The 23,562-nt window shown below is 66.9% G+C and carries 21 protein-coding genes; 8 read left to right on the top strand and 13 right to left on the bottom strand.

Annotation, left to right across the window (positions count from 1 at the left end; genetic code table 11):
- The first annotated feature begins 120 nt into the window (after nt 1-120).
- A complete protein-coding gene (locus B7G54_RS35405) occupies nt 121-1,236 on the top strand; it encodes an aromatic ring-hydroxylating oxygenase subunit alpha (protein WP_085043330.1) in 1,116 nt (371 codons plus the stop codon).
- 28 nt (nt 1,237-1,264) lie between these two features.
- On the opposite strand, the gene B7G54_RS35400 is transcribed toward B7G54_RS35405, so the two are convergent.
- The 8 genes from B7G54_RS35400 to B7G54_RS35365 all read right to left on the bottom strand — a co-directional run bounded on the left by B7G54_RS35400 (nt 1,265) and on the right by B7G54_RS35365 (nt 12,011).
- Nucleotides 1,265-1,654 carry a cytidine deaminase gene (locus tag B7G54_RS35400; RefSeq protein ID WP_085043329.1) on the bottom strand — a complete coding sequence of 130 codons (390 nt, stop codon included), beginning with the start codon at nt 1,652-1,654 and terminating at the stop codon, nt 1,265-1,267.
- A gap of 110 nt (nt 1,655-1,764) precedes the next feature.
- Complete coding sequence (gene deoA, locus B7G54_RS35395; protein WP_085043360.1) at nt 1,765-3,081, bottom strand: thymidine phosphorylase; 1,317 nt, start codon at nt 3,079-3,081, stop codon at nt 1,765-1,767.
- Nucleotides 3,082-3,119: 38 nt separating this feature from the next.
- Nucleotides 3,120-4,394 (bottom strand): NupC/NupG family nucleoside CNT transporter, encoded by a 1,275-nt coding sequence (locus tag B7G54_RS35390; RefSeq protein WP_085043328.1) that lies wholly within the window; start codon nt 4,392-4,394, stop codon nt 3,120-3,122.
- Between the two features lie 348 nt (nt 4,395-4,742).
- Nucleotides 4,743-6,200, bottom strand: a complete 1,458-nt coding sequence (gene hydA / locus B7G54_RS35385) for a dihydropyrimidinase (protein ID WP_085043327.1) — start codon at nt 6,198-6,200, stop codon at nt 4,743-4,745.
- A gap of 61 nt (nt 6,201-6,261) precedes the next feature.
- A complete protein-coding gene (locus B7G54_RS35380; RefSeq protein WP_085043359.1) occupies nt 6,262-7,770 on the bottom strand; it encodes an NCS1 family nucleobase:cation symporter-1 in 1,509 nt (502 codons plus the stop codon).
- 102 nt (nt 7,771-7,872) lie between these two features.
- The gene (preA, locus tag B7G54_RS35375) at nt 7,873-9,192 is read right to left on the bottom strand and encodes an NAD-dependent dihydropyrimidine dehydrogenase subunit PreA (protein ID WP_085043358.1); all 1,320 of its coding nucleotides are present in this window, start codon (nt 9,190-9,192) and stop codon (nt 7,873-7,875) included.
- Nucleotides 9,193-9,256: 64 nt separating this feature from the next.
- On the bottom strand, nt 9,257-10,594 hold the full coding sequence (locus B7G54_RS35370; RefSeq protein WP_085043326.1) for an NAD(P)-dependent oxidoreductase: 1,338 nt from the start codon (nt 10,592-10,594) through the stop codon (nt 9,257-9,259).
- Between the two features lie 136 nt (nt 10,595-10,730).
- The gene (locus tag B7G54_RS35365; protein WP_085043325.1) at nt 10,731-12,011 is read right to left on the bottom strand and encodes a Zn-dependent hydrolase; all 1,281 of its coding nucleotides are present in this window, start codon (nt 12,009-12,011) and stop codon (nt 10,731-10,733) included.
- A gap of 356 nt (nt 12,012-12,367) precedes the next feature.
- Between B7G54_RS35365 and B7G54_RS35360 the strand changes: the two genes are divergently transcribed.
- A complete protein-coding gene (locus tag B7G54_RS35360) occupies nt 12,368-13,060 on the top strand; it encodes a TetR/AcrR family transcriptional regulator (protein ID WP_085043324.1) in 693 nt (230 codons plus the stop codon).
- 108 nt (nt 13,061-13,168) lie between these two features.
- On the opposite strand, the gene B7G54_RS35355 is transcribed toward B7G54_RS35360, so the two are convergent.
- Genes B7G54_RS35355 through B7G54_RS35345 form a run of 3 tightly spaced genes read right to left on the bottom strand, consistent with a single transcriptional unit; the run spans nt 13,169 to nt 16,835 of the window.
- Nucleotides 13,169-14,359 (bottom strand): acetyl-CoA C-acyltransferase, encoded by a 1,191-nt coding sequence (locus tag B7G54_RS35355; protein WP_085043323.1) that lies wholly within the window; start codon nt 14,357-14,359, stop codon nt 13,169-13,171.
- 18 nt (nt 14,360-14,377) lie between these two features.
- Nucleotides 14,378-15,145: a 3-hydroxyacyl-CoA dehydrogenase gene (locus B7G54_RS35350; protein WP_085043322.1), complete on the bottom strand. Its 768-nt coding sequence runs from the start codon at nt 15,143-15,145 to the stop codon at nt 14,378-14,380.
- Between the two features lie 22 nt (nt 15,146-15,167).
- Nucleotides 15,168-16,835: an acyl-CoA synthetase gene (locus B7G54_RS35345; RefSeq protein ID WP_085043321.1), complete on the bottom strand. Its 1,668-nt coding sequence runs from the start codon at nt 16,833-16,835 to the stop codon at nt 15,168-15,170.
- A gap of 144 nt (nt 16,836-16,979) precedes the next feature.
- Here B7G54_RS35345 and B7G54_RS35335 point away from each other — a divergent pair, with 144 nt between their 5' ends.
- Both B7G54_RS35335 and B7G54_RS39440 read left to right on the top strand, forming a co-directional pair.
- A complete protein-coding gene (locus tag B7G54_RS35335) occupies nt 16,980-17,999 on the top strand; it encodes an AraC family transcriptional regulator (protein WP_085043320.1) in 1,020 nt (339 codons plus the stop codon).
- Between the two features lie 66 nt (nt 18,000-18,065).
- Nucleotides 18,066-18,767 (top strand): hypothetical protein, encoded by a 702-nt coding sequence (locus tag B7G54_RS39440; protein ID WP_175130530.1) that lies wholly within the window; start codon nt 18,066-18,068, stop codon nt 18,765-18,767.
- Here the strand turns inward: B7G54_RS39440 and B7G54_RS35325 are convergent.
- Both B7G54_RS35325 and B7G54_RS35320 read right to left on the bottom strand, forming a co-directional pair.
- Nucleotides 18,683-20,074, bottom strand: coding sequence for an aspartate aminotransferase family protein (locus B7G54_RS35325; protein WP_085043319.1), 1,392 nt, complete (start codon nt 20,072-20,074; stop codon nt 18,683-18,685). The two genes, B7G54_RS39440 and B7G54_RS35325, sit on opposite strands and share 85 nt — an antisense overlap.
- Before the next feature lie 80 nt (nt 20,075-20,154).
- Nucleotides 20,155-21,660, bottom strand: a complete 1,506-nt coding sequence (locus B7G54_RS35320) for an aldehyde dehydrogenase (protein WP_085043318.1) — start codon at nt 21,658-21,660, stop codon at nt 20,155-20,157.
- Nucleotides 21,661-22,043: 383 nt separating this feature from the next.
- On the opposite strand from B7G54_RS35320, the gene B7G54_RS35315 reads away from it, so the two are divergent.
- The 4 genes from B7G54_RS35315 to B7G54_RS35300 all read left to right on the top strand — a co-directional run.
- Nucleotides 22,044-22,643: a hypothetical protein gene (locus B7G54_RS35315; protein ID WP_085043317.1), complete on the top strand. Its 600-nt coding sequence runs from the start codon at nt 22,044-22,046 to the stop codon at nt 22,641-22,643.
- An 89-nt stretch (nt 22,644-22,732) separates the two neighbouring features.
- Nucleotides 22,733-23,104 carry a nuclear transport factor 2 family protein gene (locus B7G54_RS35310; RefSeq protein WP_085043316.1) on the top strand — a complete coding sequence of 124 codons (372 nt, stop codon included), beginning with the start codon at nt 22,733-22,735 and terminating at the stop codon, nt 23,102-23,104.
- Between the two features lie 109 nt (nt 23,105-23,213).
- Nucleotides 23,214-23,363 carry a hypothetical protein gene (locus B7G54_RS35305; RefSeq protein WP_425266534.1) on the top strand — a complete coding sequence of 50 codons (150 nt, stop codon included), beginning with the start codon at nt 23,214-23,216 and terminating at the stop codon, nt 23,361-23,363.
- A gap of 48 nt (nt 23,364-23,411) precedes the next feature.
- On the top strand, nt 23,412-23,562 hold a 151-nt coding region (locus B7G54_RS35300; RefSeq protein WP_133059229.1), incomplete at its 3' end, for a transposase.

Raw genomic sequence — 23,562 nt, 5'->3', positions numbered from 1 at the left:
CCGTGCGGGGGCAAACCCGCATCGCTTCCGCCGCGACGGGCAACTTCGCGTAGACTTCTCCAGATCCCCGCCGCGTCATGCGGCGTACGGAATCCCAGTCCATCCCGGAGGCGTCCCCGCATGCGTGCAGTGCCCTTTCCTGACAGCGGCACCCTTGGAGAATCCTCTTCCGGCGCGGTCGTGCGCGACCTGCGCCGCGTGCCGATTCATCCCGATCACTGGTACCCGCTCGCGTGGTCGCGCGAGCTGAAACGCGGCAAGACGCTCGGTGTGCGTTTCGCCGGCGATCCGATCGTGCTCGTGCGCACCGAATCCGGCGCCGTGTACGCGCTCGAAGATCGTTGCGCGCACCGCCAGGTGCCGTTGCACGCGGGCGTCGTGAGCGGCGAGACGCTGCGCTGCTGCTATCACGGCTGGACCTACGCGTGCGACAGCGGCCGCTGCGTCGACGTGCCGTATCTCGGCCGCGAGCGCTTGCCCAACGGCGTGCGCGCGTATCCGTGCCGCGAAGCACACGGGCTGATCTTCGTGTTCCCGGGCGACGCGACGCTCGCCGACACACGGCCGTTCCCCGCGCTCGAATCGGCGGACGACCGCGCATACAAGACGCGCCGCTTCGGCCGCGAGGTCAAGTGCCACTACTCGTTCATGCACGAGAACCTGATGGACATGAACCATCAGTTCCTGCATCGCAAGCAGATGGGGCAGATGCGGGCGCGCTCGGTCGGCCGGCGCCGAGGCGACGACTGGGTCGAGGTCGACTACACGTTTGCGCGGATGGAAGGCAAGCAGCCGGTCGGCGAGGCGCTCGTGTTCGGCGCGAGCAAGAAGCCGGCCGATCAGGCCGACAAGAGCGTGATGACGGTGCGCACCGGCTATCCGTACCAGACACTGCAGATCCGCTCGAGCGAAGGCACGCTCGTGATGGACCTGTGGATCGTCTACGTGCCGCTCGACGCCGAGCAGCGCACCAACCGCACGTTCGGACTGCTGTCGATCCACAAGCCCGGCATACCGTTCGCGCTCGATCTCGCATGGCCGCTGCTCGTCTGGTTCACCGAGCGCATCTTCCGCGAGGATCGATGGATCGTCGAGCGCGAGCAGGAAGCGCACGATCGCCAGGGCGCCGACTGGAACCACGAGGTGTTCCCGGTCATCAACGAGCTGCGCGACCTGCTGCGCCAGTGCGGCGCGCGCACGGTGATCCCGATCCGCGAAGCGCGCGACGGCGCCTAATGCACGTGGCGCGCCGTCGCGCGCGCCGTTACAACCGGAACGCGCCCGGCAGCAATGCGTGGGCCGTCGTCACGTCGATGGCCCCTTTCAGGTTGGCCAGGATCACTTCGAGGTCGGGCGTGCCGATCTCGATGATCACCTGTCGGCACGCGCCGCACGGCGCGATCGGGCCGTCCGTGTCGCCAACGACCACGAGCCGCGTGAAATCCCCCGGACGATAACCCGCGGCGATGGCTGAAAATATCGCCGTGCGCTCCGCGCAGTTGCAGAGTCCGTAGGATGCGTTCTCGACATTGCAGCCGTGGAAAATCGTCCCGTCGCGCGCCTGCAGCGCGGCGCCGACCTTGAAGCGCGAATACGGCGCATACGCGCGTTCGCGCGCCGCCTTCGCCGCTTCGATCAGTTCGTGTCGTTCCATCTCGTCATGCCTCCGATTGCGTATCGGGATGCATCGGTGCGGCCGCACCCCGGCCGTCACGATACGCCCGCGACGTGAAGCGATCGCCTGTGTCCGCACCGGGCGATCGGTCAGCCAATCTGCTGATAAAGGGTCGGCGGCGCGTCGCCCGTCTCGCCCAGCACGTAGCTGCGCTGGATCGTATCCACCGCGTGCGCCGCGGCGGCGGCGTCGCGAGCATGCACGTAGCCGAGCGGCTGGCCGGCTTCGACACGCTGCCCGATCTCCGCGAGCGCCGTCAGGCCGACACTGTAATCGATCGCATCCGCCGCGCGCGTGCGGCCGCCGCCGAGCGCGACGACCGCCAGCCCGAGCGCGCGGCAATCGACCCGCTGCACCACGCCGCTCGCGCGCGACGGAACCGGCACGATCACATTCGCCCGAGCGAGATGACGCGCAGGCGCATCGATCAGGTCCGCGGGGCCGCCGAGCGCCGTGACCATCCTCGCGAAGCGTTCCGCCGCCGCGCCCGAATCGAGCGCGTGCTGCAACTTCGCGCGCGCGTCTGCGACGTCACGTGCCAGCCCGCCGGTGACGAGCAACGCGGCGGAAAGCGCCATCGTGACGTCGTGCAGGCGCACCGGCCGCGACTTGCCCGTCAGGTAGTCGATCGCGCACGCCACTTCGAGCGCATTGCCCGCGCACGGCGCGAGCGACTGGTTCATGTCGGTGAGGATCGCGGTCGTCTTCATGCCGGCGCCGTTGCCGACGTCGACGATGCTGCGAGCCAGTTCCGCCGACTGCTCGGCGGTCGGCATGAATGCGCCGGAGCCGACCTTGACGTCCATCACGAGCCCGTCGAGCCCGGCCGCGAGCTTCTTCGACAGGATCGACGCGGTGATCATCGCGACCGACTCGACGGTCGCCGTCACGTCGCGAATCGCATAGATGCGCATGTCGGCCGGCGCCAGCCGTGCGGTCTGCCCGATGATCGCCACGCCGACGTCGCGCACCGTGCGGCGAAACGCGTCCGTATCCGGCGTGACGTCGTAGCCGGGAATCGCGCTCAGCTTGTCGAGCGTGCCGCCGGTATGGCCGAGCCCGCGCCCCGAGATCATCGGCACGTAGCCGCCGCACGCGGCCACCATCGGCCCGAGCATCAGCGACACGACATCGCCGACGCCGCCGGTCGAATGCTTGTCGATCACCGGTCCGTCGAGATCGAGCGCGCGCCAGTCGAGCACGTCGCCCGAGTCGCGCTGCGCGAGCGTCAGCGCGACGCGCTCGTCGGTGCTCAGGTCGTTGAAATACACGGCCATCGCGAACGCGGCCACCTGGCCCTCGGTCACGCTGCCATCGGTCACGCCGCGCACGAAAGCGGCGATCTCGTCGCGATCGAGCGGCTGCCCGTCGCGCTTCCTGCGAATGAATTCCTGCGGTAAAAACATCATTGCTTCCCTCGATCGGTCGGAGTCTGCTGCGCGGTTCAATGCAGCGAGAAGAACAGGCCGGCAATCGCCGCGCTCATCAGGTTCGACAGCGTCGCGGCCGTCAGCGCGCGCAGGCCGTGCCGCGCGACTTCCGAGCGGCGCTCGGGCGCGACCGCGCTGAAGCCGCCCGCGAGAATCGCGATCGAAGAGAAATTCGCGAAGCCGCACAGCGCGAACGACACGATCGCGAGCGTCTTCGGGTCGAGCACCTGCAGGCCGGCCGCCGCAACATGCTCGCCGCCCTTCAGGTACGGCGACAGGTCGCCATACGCGACGAACTCGTTGAAGATCAGCTTCTCGCCGATGAAGTTGCCGGCCAGCGTCGCGTCGTGCCACGGCACGCCGATGATCCACGCGAGCGGCGCGAACAGGTGGCCGATGATACCCACCAGCGTGATCTGCGGAAAGCCTGCGAACGCGGCCACGCCGCCGACGATGAGGTTCATCAGCGCGATGAGCCCCACGAACGCGATCAGCATCGCGCCGACGTTGATCGCGATCCGCAGCCCGACCGACGCACCCGATGCCGCCGCCTCGATCACGTTGGCGGCCCGCTTGTCGTCGAAGTCGAGCCCGTCGACCACGACGCGGCTCGGCTCGACCGTCGGAAACAGCAGCTTGCCGAACAGCAGCCCGCCGGGCACCGCCATGAACGAAGCGGCGAGCAGGTATTCCATCTTCACGCCGAGGCCGGCGTAGCCGACCAGCACCGAGCCCGCGACCGACGCCATGCCGCTCGCCATCACCGTGAAGATCTCGGCACTCGTCATGTTCCGCACGAACGGCTTCACGAGCGCGGGCATTTCGCTCTGCCCGAGAAAGATCGTCGCGACGGCCGAGCACGCCTCGATGCGGCTCACGCCGAGCACTTTCGCCAGCGCCGCGCCGAGGATCGCAACGATCCACTTCATCACGCCGATGTAGTACAGCACCGCGATCAGCGCGGTCACGAAGATGATCATCGGCAGCACACGCAGGCCGAACACGAACCCGCCGTCGCCGAACAGCTGGAACATCCGGCTGTCGACCAGCCCGCCGAACACGAACGCGATGCCGTGATTGCCCATGTCGAGCACGCGATTGACGCCGTTCGCGGCCGCCGCCAGCACCGCGCGACCCGACGGCACGAACAGCACCAGCGCGCCGATCGCAAGCTGCGTACACAGCGCGGCGATCATGGTCCGGCCGCTCACCGCGCGCCGGTTGTTGGACAGCAGATAGGCAACCAGCAGCAGGAACAGCATACCCAGGAGACTGCGCAGAATATCCACCTCGTACTCCTTGCTCTCAATGTTATTGGACTGTTCGGCGCGCGGCCCGGCACGCCTGCGCAACGCCGTCGGTGGATATTACTCGCCGCGATGCATGCCGACAACGCAAACAAAATGGCCGCGCTTGATCGCCGTCGCGTGTTTCGTCAAATTGCTCAGTTCTTCTACGTATCAGGAAATCGGAAAGACGAGATCACGCTCAATCCGTCCCATATATTGAGAGAATCGACGGAATGACGGGAGGAGACAGGAGCGGGCCGAAGCGGAGCCCGCATGAACGGGAAAGGAGGCACAAGCGGGCGCGGGGCGTGTCGTTCGAACCGACCCCCCCCGCGCGATACGCCCCGCTCAGCCGGCGCGCTCGACCGGATGCGGTTCGCGCAGCCGGTTCGCGATCCGCGCGGCCTCGTAGTAGCCGGCTGCCGGCGGGCGCTTCAGGTAGCGGCCCGCACCGCGCACCGCGCGCAAATCGCCGTCGGCCCACGCGAGTGCGCCGCGCGTGAGCGTGTGCGTCGCGACGCCTTGCACCGTCATCCCCTCGAACACGTTGAAGTCGACCTGCTGATGATGGGTCTTCACCGAGATCGTCTTCGTCGCGGCCGGGTCCCACACGACGAGGTCGGCATCGGCGCCCACCTGCACGGCACCCTTGCGCGGATACAGGTTGAAGATCTGCGCGGCGTTCGTCGACGTGATCCGCACGAACTCGTTCGGCGTGATGCGGCCGTGATTCACGCCGTGATGCCACAGCACCGACATGCGATCCTCGACACCGCCGCAGCCGTTCGGAATCTTCGTGAAATCGTCGCGTCCCATCGCCTTCTGCGATGCGCAGAATACGCAGTGGTCGGTCGCCGTCGTATGCAGCTGCCCGGCCTGCAGCCCGCGCCACAGCGCCTCGCGATGCTCGGCCGAGCGGAACGGCGGGCTCATCACGTGCGCGGCCGCACGCGTCCAGTCCGGATCGCGATAGACGGCCTCGTCGATCACCAGGTGGCCCGGCAGCACCTCGCCGAACACGCGCAGCCCTTCGCTGCGCGCACGCGTGATCGCATCGACCGCATCCTTTGCCGACACGTGCACGATGTACACGGGCACGCCGAGCACCTGCGCGATGCGGATCGCGCGGTTCGCGGCCTCGCCCTCGACCTCCGGCGGCCGCGACAGCGGATGCGCCTCCGGCCCCGTCATCCCGCGCGCGAGCAGCGCCTTCTGCAGCTGGAACACGAGTTCGCCGTTCTCCGCGTGCACGGTCGGCAGCGCACCGAGTTCGAGTGAACGCGAGAAGCTGTTCACGAGCACCTCGTCATCGGCCATGATCGCGTTTTTGTACGCCATGAAGTGCTTGAAGCTCGACACGCCATGCTCGCGCACGAGCGTGCCCATGTCGCGATGCACGCTCTCGTCCCACCACGTCACGGCCACGTGGAAGCCGTAGTCGGCCGCCGCCTTCTCGGCCCAGCCGCGCCATTCGCGGAACGCGTCCATCAGCGGCTGCTTCGGGCTCGGGATCACGAAGTCGATGATGCTCGTCGTGCCGCCCGCGAGCCCGGCGGCCGTACCCGAGTAAAAGTCATCGCTCGCGGTCGTGCCCATGAACGGCAGCTCCATGTGCGTATGCGGGTCGATGCCGCCCGGCATCACGTACTGGTCGTGCGCATCGACGACGGTCGCGCCGGCCGGCGCGTCGATCTGCTCGGCGATCTGCAGGATCGTGCCGCCGTCTTCCGGGGCTGCGCAGAGCACGTCGGCGCGATAGGAGCGGTCCGCATCGACCACGGTGCCGCCGCGAATCAGGATTGCCATTTGGTTGCCTCCTCGTTGACTGTCGGGTGCCGTATCGCACACATCGCGGGCATCGTGCCTATCATGCGCTCGCGACCTGCGCGCGCTGTCCGGCGCGCCACTTCATCCAGGTGCCGTACACGCATGACGCGAGCACGAGGCCGACGAACCACGCGTACGTATAAAGCGTGTTGAAGAACGCCGGCACGTTCGGAAACGACGCCGGAAACGCCGTGTGCAGGAATCCGGGCAGGTTAGGCAACACGCCGGCCGCGAGCGCGGCCAGCGCGGCCGGATTCCAGCCGCGCGCGTAGCTGAAGCCGCCGCGCTCGTCGAACAGCGCGCGCGTGTCGAGCCGCGTGCCGCGAATCAGGAAGTAGTCGACCATCAGGATCCCCGCCACGGGCCCGAGCAGCGCCGAATAGCCGACGAGCCAGGTGAAGATGTAGCCGTCCGTCGTCGCGAGGATCTTCCACGGCATCATCACGATCGCGATCGTCGCGGTGATCATTCCGCCCGTGCGGTACGAAATCGCCTTCGGCCACAGGCTCGAGAAGTCGTACGCGGGGCCGACGAGATTTGCGGCGAGGTTGCAGCACATCGTGTCGAGCGTGAGGATCACGAGCGCGATGCCCACGCCGATGCCCGTCATCCGGCTCGTCAGGTCGATCGGGTCCCAGATCGCGTTGCCGTAGATCACGACGGTGGCCGACGTCACGACGACCGACACCACCGACAGCAGCGCCATCGGCAACGGCAGCCCGATCGACTGCCCGATCATCTGGTCGCGCTGCGAACGCGCGAAGCGCGTGAAGTCGGGAATGTTCAGTGCGAGCGTCGCCCAGAAGCCGACCATCGCGGTCAGGCCCGGCCAGAAGGTCGCCCAGAACAGCCCGGCCTTCTTGCCGCCCGCCGCGAACTGCGACGGTGCCGACAGCATCGTGCCGAAGCCGCCCGCCTTCGACGTCGCCCACCATACGAGCGCCACGCACATCACGACCTTGATCGGCGCGGACCAGCTCTCGAGCCAGCGAATCGAATCGGTGCCGTGCCAGATGAAGTAGAGCTGCAGCGCCCAGAACACGAGGAAGCACGCGAGCTGCCCGAACCCGATGCCGACGACCGGCAGCGCCGCACCGTGCAGCGCGTTGCCGGTCAGGATGTTCAGCAGCGTATAGATCGCACTGCCGCCGAGCCAGGTCTGGATCCCGTACCAGCCGCATGCGACGATCGCGCGCAGCAGCGCCGGCAGCTTCGCGCCCTGCGTGCCGAACGACGCACGCACGAGCACTGCGTACGGAATCCCGTGCTTCGCGCCCGCATGGCCGATCAGCAGCATCGGCACGAGCACGATCAGGTTGCCGAGCAGCACCGTCGTCACCGCCTGCCACGGCGACATGCCTTCCTGGATCAGCCCGGCCGCAAGCATGTACGACGCGATGTTCATCACCATCCCGACCCACAGCGCCGCGAAGTGATACCACTTCCACGTGCGCTGCGCCGGCGTCGTCGGCGCGAGGTCGTCGTTGTACAGGCTGCCGCCCGGCGCCGCGGCGCTGTCGGGATTGGCGGGATTCGCTGCGTGATTCATCGAACGCACTCCACGAGAAACGTCAGCGCCGGCATCGTGCGATGCCGGCCCGGGTGGAACGAAAAGCGGCGGCACAGGATGGCCCGCGCCGCCGGACGCCGGTCAGGCAGCCTTCTTCGCGTGCTTCTCGGGTGCTGCCGCCGCGCCTGCACTCGCACCCGCCTCCGCGCTCGCCGGATTGTTCGGATGCGTGGTCCAGTTCGCGTAGTCGCCCGAATCGACACGCTCCATCGTGATGCATTGCTCGACCGGACACACATGCATGCAAAGATTGCACCCGACGCATTCGGAATCCACCACTTCGAAGTGGCGCACGCCGTCCTTCGTCGCCGTGATCGCCTGGTGCGACGTGTCCTCGCACGCAATATGGCACAGCCCGCACTGGATGCAGCGATCCTGGTCGATGCGCGCCTTGATGTCGTACTTCAGGTTCAGGTATTTCCAGTCGGTCACGTTCGGCACCGCGCGGCCGCGGATGTCGTCGAGCGTCGCGTAGCCCTTCTCGTCCATCCAGTTCGACAGCCCGTCGGCGAGATCCGACACGATCCGGAAGCCGTAATGCATCGCGGCGGTGCACACCTGCACGCTGCCGGCGCCGAGCACCATGAACTCGGCCGCGTCGCGCCACGTCGAGATGCCGCCGATGCCCGAGATCGGCAGGTTCGGCGTTTCCGGATCGCGCGCGATCTCCGCGACCATGTTCAATGCGATCGGCTTGACCGCCGGGCCGCAATAGCCGCCGTGCGTGCCCTTGCCGTCGACGGTCGGCATCGGCGCCATGTGGTCGAGATCGACCGCGACGATCGAGTTGATCGTGTTGATCAGCGATACACCATCCGCACCGCCCTTGTACGCGGCGCGCGACCCCATCCGGATGTCGCTGATGTTCGGCGTGAGCTTCACGAGGCACGGTAGCTTCGTGCCTTCCTTCACCCAGCGCGTGACCATCTCCACATACTCGGGTACCTGCCCGACCGCCGCGCCCATCCCGCGCTCGCTCATCCCGTGCGGGCAGCCGAAGTTCAGCTCGACCGCGTCGGCGCCCGTGTCCTCGACGAGCGGCAGGATCCATTTCCAGTCGCGCTCGTTGCACGGCACCATCAGCGACACGATCAGCGCGCGATCCGGCCAGTCGCGCTTCACCTGCGCGATCTCTCTCAGGTTCACGTCGAGCGGACGGTCGGTGATCAGCTCGATGTTGTTCAGCCCGGCGATGCGCTGACCGTTCCACTGCACGGCGCCGTAGCGCGAACTGACGTTGACGACGTGCGGATCGAGCCCGAGCGTCTTCCAGACGACACCGCCCCAGCCCGCCTCGAACGCGCGGTTCACGTTGTAGGCCTTGTCGGTCGGCGGCGCGGACGCGAGCCAGAAGGGATTCGGCGATGTGATGCCCGCGATGGTGCAGCGAAGGTCGGCCATGTTCGGCTCCGTGAGAGTGAGGTCGTGTTCGTTGTGCTCGTGGTGCGTTTCGCGCGTGATGCGGTCACGCAGCCTTCGCGTCGCGCTGCGCGAGCGCCGCGTCGATCGACGCGGCCGCACGCTTGCCGTCCTGGACGGCCTGCACCGTGAGGTCGATGCCATCCGTCGCCGCGCAGTCGCCGCCGGCCCACACGTCGGGCCATGCGGTGCGCCCGCCCGCGTCCACCGCGATGCGCGCGCCGTCCGCCGTCAGCAGCGCGGCGTCAACGCCGTCCTGCACCAGCGTCTGGCCGATCGCCTTCAGCACCATGTCCGCATCGACGGTGAAGCGCTCGCCCGATACCGCCTCGAACTCGACCCCCGTCACCTGCCCGTTCGCGCCCGCCATACGCACGGGCTTCGCGTGCGTGACGAGCGTCACGCCGCACTTCTGCGCGAACTCGCGCTCGGCCCATGTCGCGCTCATCGCGTCCACCCCGCGCCGGTACACCATCGTCACGCGCTCGGCACCGAGCTTGCGGCTCTGCACCGCAGCATCGATGGCCGTATTGCCGCCGCCGATCACGACCACGCGCCGCCCGACCGGCACGTTCTCGAGCACATCGGCCTGCCGCACCTGCTCGATGAAGTCGACGGCATTCATCACGCCGGCCAGTTGCTCGCCGTCGATCGCGAGCGCGCGCACGCCGCCGAGGCCCATCGCGAGAAACACCGCGTCGTGCTGCTCGCGCAGCGCGTCGAGCGTGATATCGCGGCCAAGCGTGACGCCGGTGTTCAGCGTGATGCCGCCCACCGACAGCAGCCACTCGACTTCACGCTGAGCGAAGTCGTCGACGGTCTTGTACGCGGCGATCCCGTATTCGTTGAGGCCACCGGCCTTCTGGCGCGCGTCGAACAGCGTGACACGGTGCCCGGCGAGCGCGAGCCGGTGCGCACACGCGAGCCCGGCCGGCCCCGCGCCGACCACCGCGACGTGGCGGCCCGTGTCCGGCGCGCGCGTGAAGCGCACCGCGCCGGTCTCCATCGCCCAGTCGGTCGCATGCCGCTGCAGCGCGCCGATCGCAACGGGCTGCGCATCCTGGTGGTTGCGCACGCATGCGCCTTCGCACAGGATCTCGGTCGGGCACACGCGTGCGCACATCCCGCCGAGCGGATTCGCCGACAGGATGTCGGTCGCGGCGCCTTTCAGGTTGCCGTTGCCGATCTTGCGGATGAAGCTCGGGATGTCGATCTGCGTCGGGCAGGCCTGCACGCACGGCGCGTCGTAGCAGTAGTGGCAGCGGCTGGCGGCGGCCGCTGCGGCAGTCGGATCGAGCAGCGGCGCGATATCGGCGAATTCGCACGAGAGTTGCGTGGACGACAGGCGATGCGCGGCGATATCGCCGGTTGGCTTGGTGGTCATACGCGTTCCTTCGACTGGGTGGAGACAAAGCCGTCCCCGCCGGCTGCGAATGCACAGTCGGGGCGGTCGTTCTTGGGAATCCTACGGTCAGGCTGTCCAGGCATTGAGCAGCCTGCCGGCCGCTACGGTCTCTGCGTCATGAAGCCGGCTCGCATGCGCGCGACAGCATCGCGTGCAGCAGCACGTTCGCGCCGGCCTCGATCCAAGCGGGCGTCGCATCCTCGATCTCGTTGTGGCTGATGCCGTCGACACACGGCACGAACACCATCGACGTCGGCGCGACCTGCGCGAGGTAGCACGCGTCGTGGCCGGCGCCCGACACGATGTCGCGATGCGAGTAGCCGAAGCGGTCGGCCGCGCCGCGCACGGCCTCCACACATGCAGAATCGAACGCAACCGGCTTGTAATAGAAAATCTGCTCGAGTTCGGTCTCGAGCCCGATATCGGCCGCGATGCGTGCCACGCCGTCGCGCAGCGCGGCATCCATCTTCGCGAGCACGGCGTCGTCCGGATGACGGAAATCGACGGTGAAGAACACGCGGCCGGGAATCACGTTGCGCGAGTTCGGATGAACCTGCATCATGCCGACCGTCGCGCAGCCGAACGGCGCATGATCGAGGCCGATCCGGTTGACGAGATCGACCACGCGCGACGCACCGAGCAGCGCGTCGCGCCGGCGCGGCATCGGCGTCGGCCCCGCGTGTGCTTCCTGCCCGGTGAACGTGATCTCGTACCAGCGCTGCCCTTGCGCATCGGTCACGACGCCGATCGTCTTGCATTCCGCCTCGAGAATCGGCCCCTGCTCGATATGCAGCTCGAACGCCGCGTGCAGCTTGCGCCCGCCGCACGGCACGTCACCTGCGTAGCCGATGCGTGCCAGCTCCTCGCCGATCGTCTTGCCGTCCACATCCTTGCGCGACAACCCGTATTCGAGCGGGAATACGCCGGCGAACACGCCCGATGCGACCATCGCGGGCGCAAAGCGCGAGCCTTCTTCATTGGTCCAGATCACGACCTCGACCGGATGCTCGGTCTCGATGCCGCGATCGTTGAGACTGCGAATCACCTCGAGGCCGCCGAGCACGCCGTAGATGCCGTCGAAGCGGCCGCCCGTCGGCTGCGAATCCGCGTGCGAGCCCGTGACGACCGGCGCCGCATCGGCCACCCGGCCCGCGCGGCGCATGAACACGTTGCCCATCGTATCGACCGTCACCGTGCAGCCGGCGGCCTTCGCCCAGCCGACGATCAGGTCGCGGCCGGCCTTGTCGAGATCGGTCAGCGCGAGGCGGCATACGCCGCCCTTCGGCGTCGCGCCGATCTTCGCGACTTCCATCAGGCTGTCCCACAACCGCTTGCCGTCGACCTTGATCGACGTGTCGAAAGGTGCCCGTTTCACTGTTTCCGATACCGCGTCCATTCGTATCGCTCCTGTGGGGTCGGTGATGTCGTCAGCCCGGTCTGTGCCGGTGCGTGTCATGCCTGTTTCGGGGCAACGCCGCCCAAGTGCGGTGCATGCTCCGGTCGTTCATGAAGATCGTCCGACGAATCGGGTTGAAGGGTTTCCGCCGCTCGTCGAATCCTGTCCGATTGGACAGGTTTTAGACGATCAAAATGACCAAATCAATGTCTTTCTTGCGTGAATGAATAGAGCGAGAAACGTGCCATCGCAACGCAGCATCGCGGCGGATGCGCGATGTCCGCACACGTGCGTTCGATGCGGATCAGCGGCTAGAATGAAGCCCAACGCGGCACACCCGCCGCGCGAGGGCAACGATGAGACATGACGAGGCGGCAACCAAAGCCACCGACAGCGACGAAGCGCCCGTGCCTTTGCGGCGACGCAAGGCGCACATCCGCGAGTCCAACGAAGCGCATCTGCTCGCCTGTGCGGAGGCCGTGTTTGCGGAACGCGGGCTCGACGGCGCGAGCACCGCGATGATCGCGGAGCGCGCCGGCCTGCCGAAAGCCAACCTGCATTACTACTTCCCGACAAAGCTTGCGTTGTACCGCCGCGTGCTCGACGACCTGTTCGAGGACTGGCATCGCGCCGCCGGCACATTCGAGGCCGACGACGATCCGGTGGCAGCGATCGGCGGCTACGTGCGCGCGAAGATGGCACTGTCGCGGCGGCGGCCGCTCGGCTCGAAGGTCTGGGCCAACGAGATCATCCAGGGCGCGGAGCACATGCAGGACATCCTGGCGGGACGCGTGAAGCCGTGGTTCGACACGCGCGTGAAAGTGATCGACGGCTGGATCGCGCGCGGGCTGCTCGCGCCGATCGACGCGCACGCGCTGATGTACCTGATCTGGGCGACCACGCAGCACTACGCAGATTTCGATGCGCAGATCCGCGCGCTGAGCGGCAAGCGTGCGTTCACGCAGAAGGCATTCGACGAGCGGACCGAGCAGGTCGTGCAGCTCGTGATTCGCGCGTGCGGTGCGGTGTCGCCGCACGCGAAGGCGTAGCGCGACAACGCGATCCGGCAAAAGCAAGACAGGTATCGCACCGGTGTTTCCCGTGCGATACCCGTCGCCTGCGTCGCAGCGTGCGTACTCTGCGTGATGCGTGATGCGTTATGCGATGCGCTCGATCGCGATCGCCGTCGCCTCGCCGCCGCCGATGCACAGCGACGCGATGCCGCGCTTCATGCCATACGTTTCGAGCGCGGCCAGCAGCGTCACCATCACGCGTGCACCCGACGCACCGATCGGATGGCCGAGCGCGCACGCGCCGCCGTGCACGTTGACCTTCTCGTGCGGCAAGTCGAGATCGCGCATCGCGGCCATCGGCACCACCGCGAATGCTTCGTTGATCTCGAACAGGTCGACGTCGCGCAGGTTCCAGCCGGTTTTCTCCGACAGCTTGCGCAGCGCGCCAATCGGCGCGGTCGCGAACAGGCCCGGCTTGTCCGCGTAGGTCGAATGCCCGACGATCACGGCCTTCGGCGTGAGACCGAGGCGCTCGGCTTCCGAGCGGCGCATCATCACGAGCGCGGCCGCGCCGTCCGAAATCGACGACGCGTTGGCGGCCGTCACCGTGCCGCCGTCGCGGAAGGCCGGCTTCAGCGTCGGGATCTTGTCGAGCTTCGCCTTGCCCGGCTGTTCGTCGATCGACACGACGGTGTCGGTCTTGCCCGCCTTCACGGTCACCGGTGCGATCTCCGACACGAAATGCCCTTCGGCGATCGCGCGTTGCGCGCGCGTCAGCGACGCGATCGCGAACGCATCCTGTGCCTCGCGCGTGAACTGGTATGCCTGCGCGCAATCCTCGGCAAACGTGCCCATCAGGCGGCCCTTCTCGTACGCGTCCTCGAGCCCGTCGAGGAACATGTGGTCGAGCACCTGCCCGTGACCCATGCGCATCCCCGCGCGCGCCTTCGGCAGCAGGTACGGCGCGTTCGTCATGCTCTCCATCCCGCCCGCGACGGCCGCGCCCGCCGAACCCGCCAGCAGCAGGTCATGTACAAACATCGCGGCCTTCATCCCCGAGCCGCACATCTTGTTGACCGTGGTCGCGCCCGCCGCGAGCGGCAGCCCGGCCTTCAACGCGGCCTGCCGCGCCGGTGCCTGGCCCTGGCCCGCCGGCAGCACGCAGCCGAACACGATTTCATCGATACGCTCTGCCGGCACGTTCGCGCGCTCGAGCGCCGCGCGAATCGCTACCGCGCCAAGGTCGCTCGCGCTGGCCGCCGCCAGATCGCCCTGAAAACCACCCATCGGCGTACGCGCCGTGCCAACGATTACGATCGGATCCTGAGTCGTCATGATTCGCTTCCTCCAGTGTCAGCGCGGTGCCATGCGCAACGCGCCATCGAGACGGATGACTTCGCCGTTCAACATCGTGTTCTCGGCGATGTGGCGCACCAGCGCCGCAAATTCTTCCGGGCGGCCGAGCCGCGGCGGGAACGGCACGCTCTTGCCGAGCGCGTCCTGCACGTCCTGCGGCATGCCGGCCATCATCGGCGTCGCGAAGATGCCCGGCGCGACCGTCACGACCCGAATGCCGAACCGCGCGAGCTCGCGCGCGATCGGCAGCGTCATGCCCACCACGCCGCTCTTCGACGCCGCATACGCGGCCTGCCCGATCTGCCCGTCGAACGCCGCGACCGACGCGGTGTTGACGATCACGCCACGCTCGCCTTCCGCATTGGCGTCCTGCTTCGACATCGCTTCCGCGGCCAGCCGGATCATGTTGAACGTGCCGACCAGATTGATCGACACCGCGCGCGCGAAACGGTCGAGCGAATGCGGGCCGTCGCGGCCGACCACCTTCTCGCCCGGCGCGACGCCCGCGCAGTTGACGAGCGCGTCGATGCGGCCGAATGCGTCACGCGCGGCGGCGACGGCCGCTTGGCCGTCGGCTTCGCTCGTCACGTCGGTCTTCACGAAACGCGCAGCCGCGCCGAGTTCGTGCGCGAGGCCCGCGCCGGCCTCTTCGTTGACGTCCAGCAGCACGGTCTTGCCGCCTTCCGCGACCACCATGCGCGCCACCGCGGCGCCAAGGCCCGAACCGGCGCCCGTGATCAGAAAAACGCGATCCTTGATGTCCATTCGTAGTCCGTATAGTGTGTGTTCAGGGTTGAGCGGCCTTCTCGGCTTCCATCTTGCGCAGCACGAAGCGCTGGATCTTGCCGCTCGGGGTTTTCGGCAACGCGTCGACGAAGTCGATCGCGCGCGGATAGGCGTGAGCGGACAGCCGCCGCTTCACGTGCAGGCTCAGTTCCTCGGCCAGCGCCGGCGTGCCGTCGAAGTCCTTCGACAGCACGACGAACGCCTTGACGATCTCCGTGCGCTCCGCGTCCGGCACGCCGATGACGGCAGCCTCGCTCACGGCCGGATGCTCGATCAGCGCGCTTTCCACGTCGAACGGGCCGATCCGGTAACCGGACGACGTGATCACGTCGTCCGCGCGGCCGATGAAGCTCACCGTGCCGTCCGGCTCCAGCTCGACGTTGTCGCCGGTCCGGTAATAACCGCCCGCGATCGCGGGCGTGTCCTGCTGCCAGTAGCCGTGGAACCACAGTAGCGGCGAGCGCGCGATGTCGATCGCGAGGTTGCCGGGCTCGCCGGGGCCGAGCTCGCGGCTCGCTTCGTCGAGCACCGCGACGCGGTAACCGGGCATCGCGAAGCCGGCCGAACCCGCGTGGACCGCATGCGCGAGACCGTGGTGATTGTTCACGACCATCCCGAGTTCGGTCTGGCCGTAGTGATCGTAGATCGGCGCGCCGAGCGCCGCGTCGAACCACCGCACGACTTCCGGATTCAGCGGTTCGCCTGCGCTGCTGACCACGCGCAGCTTGCCCTTCAGCCGCGCCGCCGCTTCCGTCCCGGCCGCCATCAGCATCCGGTAGGCAGTCGGCGAGCCGGCGAGGCTCGTGATCCCGAGCCGTTCGATCACGTCGTACGTGCTGTCGACCGTGAAGCTGCCCTCGTAGAGCGTCGTCGCGTGGCCGAGCAGCAGCGGGCCGGTGATCGCGTAATAGAGGCCGTACGCCCAGCCCGGATCGGCGATGTTCCAGAACCGGTCGCCGGCGCGCAGGTCCACCGCTTCGCGCATGTATGCGCCGAACGCGAGCAGTGCACGTAGCGGCACCGGCACGCCCTTCGGCAAGCCCGTCGTGCCCGACGTCGACATCATCATGAACAGGTCCGTGCCCTTGCGCAGCACCGGTTCGAACGTGTCGGACTGCGCATCGAGCGCCGCACGAAAATCGACGTCGCGCTCCGGCAGCGTCTCGCCCGGCTCGCGCACCGTCGCAACGGGCGGGCAATCGGCGATCTCGTCGAGCTTCGCGCGATTCGCGACGTTGGTCACGACCAGGCGTGCGTCGCTCATGCGCAGCCGGTGCTCGATCGCTTTCGGGCCGAATGCGGTGAACAGCGGCTGATAGACAGCGCCCGCGCGCCACGTGCCGAGGATCGTCGCGACGAGTTCGGGCGTACGCGGCAACAGGCCCGCCACCACGTCGCCCGGCTTCACGCCCTGCGCGACCAGCAGGTTCGCGACGCGTGCCGACAGCGCCTTCATCTGCGCAAACGTGTAGCTGTGGTGCTGCCCGCCTGCGTCGATCCAGTCGAGCGCGATCGCGTCCGCCGATGCGTGCCGGTCGCAGCATTCCACGCACGCGTTCAGGCCGCGCTCCAGGTCGCCGTGCAATTGCTGCGCGGCGGTCTCGATACTGAACCGGGCCACGGCGTCGGCGTAGGCCGGCACCGCCCGGGCGGTAGCTCCATCAGGCATGCGTGTCTCCTGTGCGTTATGGCCGCCGGCGAGCCAGGGGCGCGACGGGGATAGTTCGATAGTAGACAGCCCGCACATTGCAATCAATGACAAACAGAATCTAGAATCGTGATCGCTTTTGCCATGTCGGGAGGATGCAGGAAAATGGGGCCACAGATGATTTCGCCGGATTTCGTCGACGACGCGCTCGCGTGCCTGCGCCGGCAACGCATCCCGACGGAGCCCGTGCTGCGCGCCGCCGGCTTGCCGGCCGCCGTGCGCGAGCCCGTCACGCCGCAGCAGTACGGCCGGCTGTGGCTCGCGATCGCCGGCACCCTCGACGACGAATTCTTCGGGCTCGCCGCGCGCCCGATGCGGCAGGGCAGCTTCACGCTGCTGTGCCATGCGGTGCTGCACGCCGGCACCCTCGAGAAGGCACTGCGGCGCGCGCTGCAGTTCCTGCGCGTGGTGCTGGACGAGCCGCACGGCGAGCTCGTCGTGGCCGACGGGCAGGCGCAGATCGTGCTGACGCAGACGGGCGCGCCCTACCCGGCATTCGCGTACCGGACGTTCTGGCTGATCCTGCTTGGTGTCGCGTGCTGGTTGATCGGCCGCCGCATCCCGCTGCAACGCATCGACTTCGCGTGCCCGAGCCCCGACCAGCGCAGCGACTATCACCAGTTCTTCGGCGTGCCGGTGCATTTCGACCGGCCCGACAGCCGGCTCGCGTTCAACGCCGCGTACCTCGCACTGCCGACGATCCGCTCCGAGCAGGCGCTGAAGACCTTCCTGCGCGGCGCGCCCGGCAACCTGCTCGTCCGCTACCGGCACGATACGGGCTGGGTCACGAAAACGCGCGCGCAGCTGAAAACACTGCCGGCTGCCGAGTGGCCCGACTTCGATACGCTGGCCGTGCGCCTCGGCACGACGCCCGCGACGCTGCGGCGGCGTCTGCGCAGCGAAGGGCAAAGCTTCGCGGCAATCAAGGACGAGTTGCGCGGCGCGCTGGCTCAGTCACTGCTGCGCGGGCACGCGCTCAGCGTTGCAGAGATCGCGGTCGAGCTCGGTTTCACCGAACCGAGCGCATTTCATCGCGCGTTCCGGAAATGGACGGGCACGAGCCCCGGCGCGTTCCGGCGGGACGTGCATGCGGCGGAGATGGAGCCGGGAATCCCGAGCGGATAATGTGTCGGGTTGTCGTCGAGATACGTGTACGACGATGCAGCAACCCCGTCACGCGACGCTGCTACGATGCGACCTACCGACTACCATCCGTCATCGATGAACGACGGGAATCGCCCGCCCCGTCACCACCGCTCCCGCTCCGATGCAAGCGCCCTCTTAACGCTGGCGGACAAACTGATCGCGTTCTATCGTGAAGCCGTGATCGACTGGCGCACGCCGCTCGCCGACGGCACGCTCGCCGCGCAGCCGATGCTCGCACGTCACGCACTGCAACACGCGATCGACCGCGACGACGCGGGTCTCACCGAACAACTCGCACCGATCTTCGCGGATCTTGGCGCCGCGCTCGCCGGCAGCGCGATTCCGACCGACTATGCGCTGCGACGTCAGAAGTTTGCGGCGGCGGCCGCGTTGCTCGAATCAGGCGCACCGGTCGCGCCCGATTCGCTGGTGTCCGTATCCGGCGATATGCCGCCCGCGCATACTATTTGCATTCCTTCTCAATCAACGGTCGGCAGCACATCGCCTGATCGCGACCGCCGCCCTCGACGCCCAACTTTCAACCTGCCGGATCGCCGCTCCTGGGGCTGCACGCCGCAGGCCCGTCGCCGAAGCGAAACCCGTGGTCCGGTGCACGCCCGCCCGTCTGGCTGCCGCCGGACGGAAGCGCGTCGCTCGACCGGTCAGCAGTCGATCCCGAGCACTTCGCGCGCGGTGGCGTCCACAGCCTTGCGCATCGTGCCGACTAGTTCGTCGATTTGCGCGTGATCGATCACCAGCGGCGGCGCAACGATCAGGCGGCCATTCGTCGAGCGTACGATCGCACCGAGTTCGAACCCGACCGTCCGGCTGTGCCAGGTCAGGTCGGCCTCGTTCGCGAAGCGCTCGCGCGTCGCCTTGTTCTTTGCGAACTGGATCGCGCCGACTGCGCCCACGCCCTGGATCTCGCCGACGAGCGGATGGCCGTCGAACGCATCGCGCAGCGCCTTTTGCAAGTACGGCCCCGTATCCGTCTTCGTGCGCTCGACGAGGCCTTCGCGCTCGAGCACGTCGAGGTTGGCCAGCGCGACGGCGGCCGCGACCGGGTGCCCCGAATAGGTCAGCCCGTGCGCATAGACGCCGCCCTTGTCGACCAGCGCCTCGCCGACGCGCCGGCTCATGATCAGCCCGCCCATCGGCACGTAGCCCGAGGTCAGCCCCTTGGCCATGCAGATCAGGTCCGGCTCGAAGCCGAAGTGGCGGTGCGCGAACCACTCGCCGGTACGGCCGAAGCCGCCGATCACTTCGTCCGCGCAGAGCAGCACGTCGTACTGGCGGCAGATGCGCTCGATCTCCTGCCAGTAGCCGTCCGGCGGAAAGATCATCCCGCCTGCGCCCTGGAACGGCTCCGCGACGAACGCGGCGACGCGGTCGGCGCCGATCTCGAGGATCTTGCGCTCGAGCGACAGTGCCGCCTGTTTGCCGAATGCCTCGGGGCTCAGGTCACCGCCGTTCGCGTACCAGTACGGTTCATCCACGTGCGTGATGTTCGGAATCGGCAGGTCGCCCATTTCGTGCATGAACGCCATGCCGCCCAGCGACGCGCTGCCCACCGTCGACCCGTGATAGCCGTTCACGCGGCCGATCAGCACTTTCTTCTCCGGCTTGCCCATCACGTCCCAGAACCGTCGCACGGTGCGAATCAGTACTTCATTCGATTCGGATCCCGAATTGGTATACACCACGTGGCTGAAGCGATTGCCGAGCAGCGCGAACAGACGCTCCGACAGTTCGATCACCGACGGGTGCGTCGTATGAAAGAACATGTTGTAGTAGGACAGTTCCTTCATCTGCCGCGCGGCGGCGTCGACCAGCTCCGGCCGGCCATAGCCGACGTTGGTGCACCACAGCCCGGACATACCGTCCAGGTAGCGGTTGCCGTCGTTATCCCATAGATGGACACCTTCGCCGCGCACCATCACGCGAGCGCCTTCCTCGTTCAGCGCCTTCTGATCGACGAACGCATGCAAGTGATGCGCGGCGTCGCTGCGTTGATAGTCCAGCGTCGTACGATGCGGAAAGTTGGGCGCATTCATGGGCGAGTCTCCGGTTCGTTTCGTGGATAAAAGCGTTGTCGTGTTGCGCGGCACAACCGCTAGCGGCCCACCGCGTCGAATCAGTAACTGATCCAGGTCGTCTTGAGGCCCGTGTACTTGTCGATCGCATGCAGCGAAAGATCGCGGCCGAAGCCCGACTGGCGGAACCCGCCGAACGGCGTCTGCGCGCTCAGCGCATCGACCGTGTTGACGGACACCGTGCCGGCGCGCAACCGGCCCGACACACGGTGCGCGCGCGACAGGCTGCCGGTCCAGACCGACGCGGCAAGGCCATAGATCGAGTCGTTCGCGAGCCGTACGGCCTCGTCCTCGGTGTCGAAAGCCATCACCGACAGCACCGGCCCGAAGATCTCCTCACGTGCGATGGCGTCGTCATGCTTTACATCGATGAAGATCGTCGGCTCGATGAAGTAACCCTTGCCGTCGATGCGCGGCGCGCCTCCGCCGATCGCGAGCGTTGCGCTATCGCGGCCGCGTGCGATCCACTCGCGCACGCGCCGATGCTGCTGCTCGTCGACGATGGCGCCCATCCCGCTCGACGGATCGAGCGGATCGCCTGGCATGAACGCGGCGGCATGCACAATCAGCCGGTCGACGAACGCATCGTGAATCGAACGCTGAACCAGCAGCCGCGAGTTGGCGGAACACACCTCGCCCTGGTTGAAGAAAATGCCGAAGCACGCCTTGCGTGCGGCCAGGTCGAGATCGTCCGCATCGTCGAAGATCAGGTTCGGGCTCTTGCCGCCGCACTCGAGCCACACCTGCTTCATGTTCGACTGCGCGGCGTACTCGAGGAATTTCTTGCCGATGGCCGTCGAGCCCGTGAATGCGAGCACGTCCACGTCGGGATGCAGCCCGAGCGCGCGTCCCGCAGTCTCGCCGTAGCCCGGCACGACGTTCAGCACGCCCGGCGGCAGGCCGGCCTCGAGCGCCAGCTCCGCGAGACGCAATGCGGACAGCGGCGATTGTTCAGCCGGCTTCAGCACGACGCTGTTGCCGGCCGCCAGCGCCGGCGCCACCTTCCACGCGACCATGTCGAGCGGGAAATTCCACGGCACCACGGCGCCGACGACACCCAGCGGTTCGCGCGTGACGACCGCGAGGTTGCCGGGGTCGGTCGACGCGACTTCGCCATGCAACTTGTCGACGGCTTCGCCGTACCAGCTGAACAGGCCACCCGCGGCCGGCACGTCGATGCTGAACGCGTCCGCCACGCGCTTGCCCATGTTGAGCGAGTCGAGCAGCGCGAGCTCCGCATCGTGCGATGCGATGAGTTCGCCAAGCCGGCAAAGCACACGCTTGCGCTCCGCCGGTGCGCAGCGCGACCAAACGCCGGATTCGAACGCGTGACGCGCGGCACGCACCGCATCGTCGACGTCCGCTGCATCGCACGACGCGACTTCCGCGATGACAGCCTCGGTGGCCGGATTGATCGCGGCAAACGTCCGGCCGCTTTGGGCCGGCACGCTGCGGCCGCCAATATGCGCAAGCGTTCTCGGGACAACTTGTGCCGCGAGACGTCTCCAGTCCGCGTGCTGAAGATTTTCTGCTGAAGTTGGGTTCATTCAAGGCTCCGTTTTGGCGACCAGGCGCTTGTGCGTCGTTCCCCGCCTGAACTCGACCCGACGAAAGACGCCAGCAGGCACGACCGAGGGCCGTGACCGCCGTGAATCGCCGCAGTCGTCCGGTCGGCAAAATGTCGATCATCAAAAAGAGATTTGAAAGAACAGTTTTTCTTCTCATTGAAGAGGTTATTTCTATTCATCCTGCGGTCGTGCAGTGGGTTTTCCTGCCACGTCACGATCCCGGTGCCGTTTGTTTGCGTGCGATCTCGTCGGCTTTCCGGTGCGATGCGACGGGATGCCCGTTCCGACACCTGGCTGGCACGACATTGCGCCCCGGCCCGCCCGACCACATACTGGTCGCCTGTGCGAACAAGGATGCGTGGATGGTGAATGTCGATCAGGGCGCCGCTTCGATCTTCGGCATGATCGGAACGGTCGTGTCTTTGCTGGCGGCGATTCCGTACGCGCTCGCGATCTACCGACGCACCGTTCGTCCGCATCTGTTCACGTGGCTCGTGTGGTCGGTCGTCACGGCGATCGCGGCTGCCGGCCAGTTCGTCGCGGGTGCAGGGCCATCTGCGTGGTGCACGGCAGCGATTGCCGTTACATGCTTTCTGACGCTGGTGGCCAGCATGTTTCGCGGCGAACGCGGCTGGACGCGCATCGACTGGTTTTTCCTGGTCGCGGCCCTGTCGTCCATTCCGCTGTGGATGCTGACTAACGATCCGACGATCTCGATCTGTCTGGTCACGCTGATCGAGCTTGCCGGCCTCGGCCCGACCGTCCGCAAGACGATCCGCGATCCGTGGAGCGAGAGCCTCGCGTATTTTGTACTGTGCGTGTTCAAGTACGCGCTGGCGTTGCTGGCACTGAGCACGTGGAGTGTCGCGGTCGCGTTCTATCCTGCAGTCAACGTCATCGCATCGATCGGCGTCTGCGTGGTGATGCTGGTTCGGCGTCAATCGCTGTCGAACGCGCGGTAGACGGTGGCCGTCGGTGCGGTATCTTGCTTGCTGCTGTTGCTCGCCGGTATGAGCGGAACAAACCTTCAGAGACGACGCGAGGCCCTGAAATGGATGCAATCCGTACAGCTATCGAACCCAGCGAAGCCGCGCTTCGTGCCGCGATGCTGGCCAACGATGTCGATGCGCTCGATGCGTTGCTGGACGACGCTCTGGTGTTCACCGTTCCGACCGGCCAGATCATCACGAAGGAAGACGATCTGGCCGCGCATCGCGCGAAGCTGCTGCGTCTCGCCAGACTCGATGTACAGGAAATGCGCGCATGTGCGATCGGCGAGATGATCCTGACCATGACAAAGGCAATACTCGCCGGCCATTTCGACGGCACGGCGTTCGACGGCGTGTTTGCCTATACTCGGCTGTGGCGTCGATCGCGCGCCGGCTGGCGCGTCGTCGCCGGGCATGCATCGCAGGTCGTTTAGCCGGGTCGAGCGCGACCTTCCTTCGAGTCGGCAAGCCGGGAATCCGAAGTGGCGTCGATGCGAGCCGGACGATACCTCGACGAAGGTGTCGACGATGACAGGAGACGAGATGCATAAACCATTTATCGTCCGCGCTGCCCGAACCGAGGACGCGGACGCACTCACACAACTGGCTCGCATTTCGAAGGCGCACTGGGGCTATCCGAAGGACTGGCTCGAGCTGTGGCAGAGCGATCTTGACCTGAGACGATTCTTGTAGCCATGCGGCAAGTGAGTTCTCTTTTATCCTAGAGACAAGGAGAACTCGATGAAGAAGCGATTTACCGACGAGCAGATCATCCGCATCTTGCGCGAGGCCGAGAGCCGGGATGAACCGGTGAAGGATCTATGCAAGCGCCACAACATCTCGGAACAAACGTTCTATCGTTGGCGCAACAAGTTCGGCGGCATGGATGTGG

This window comes from Burkholderia puraquae, assembly GCF_002099195.1.
Lineage (GTDB): Bacteria > Pseudomonadota > Gammaproteobacteria > Burkholderiales > Burkholderiaceae > Burkholderia > Burkholderia puraquae.
This window is presented reverse-complemented; position numbering and strand designations above follow the sequence as displayed.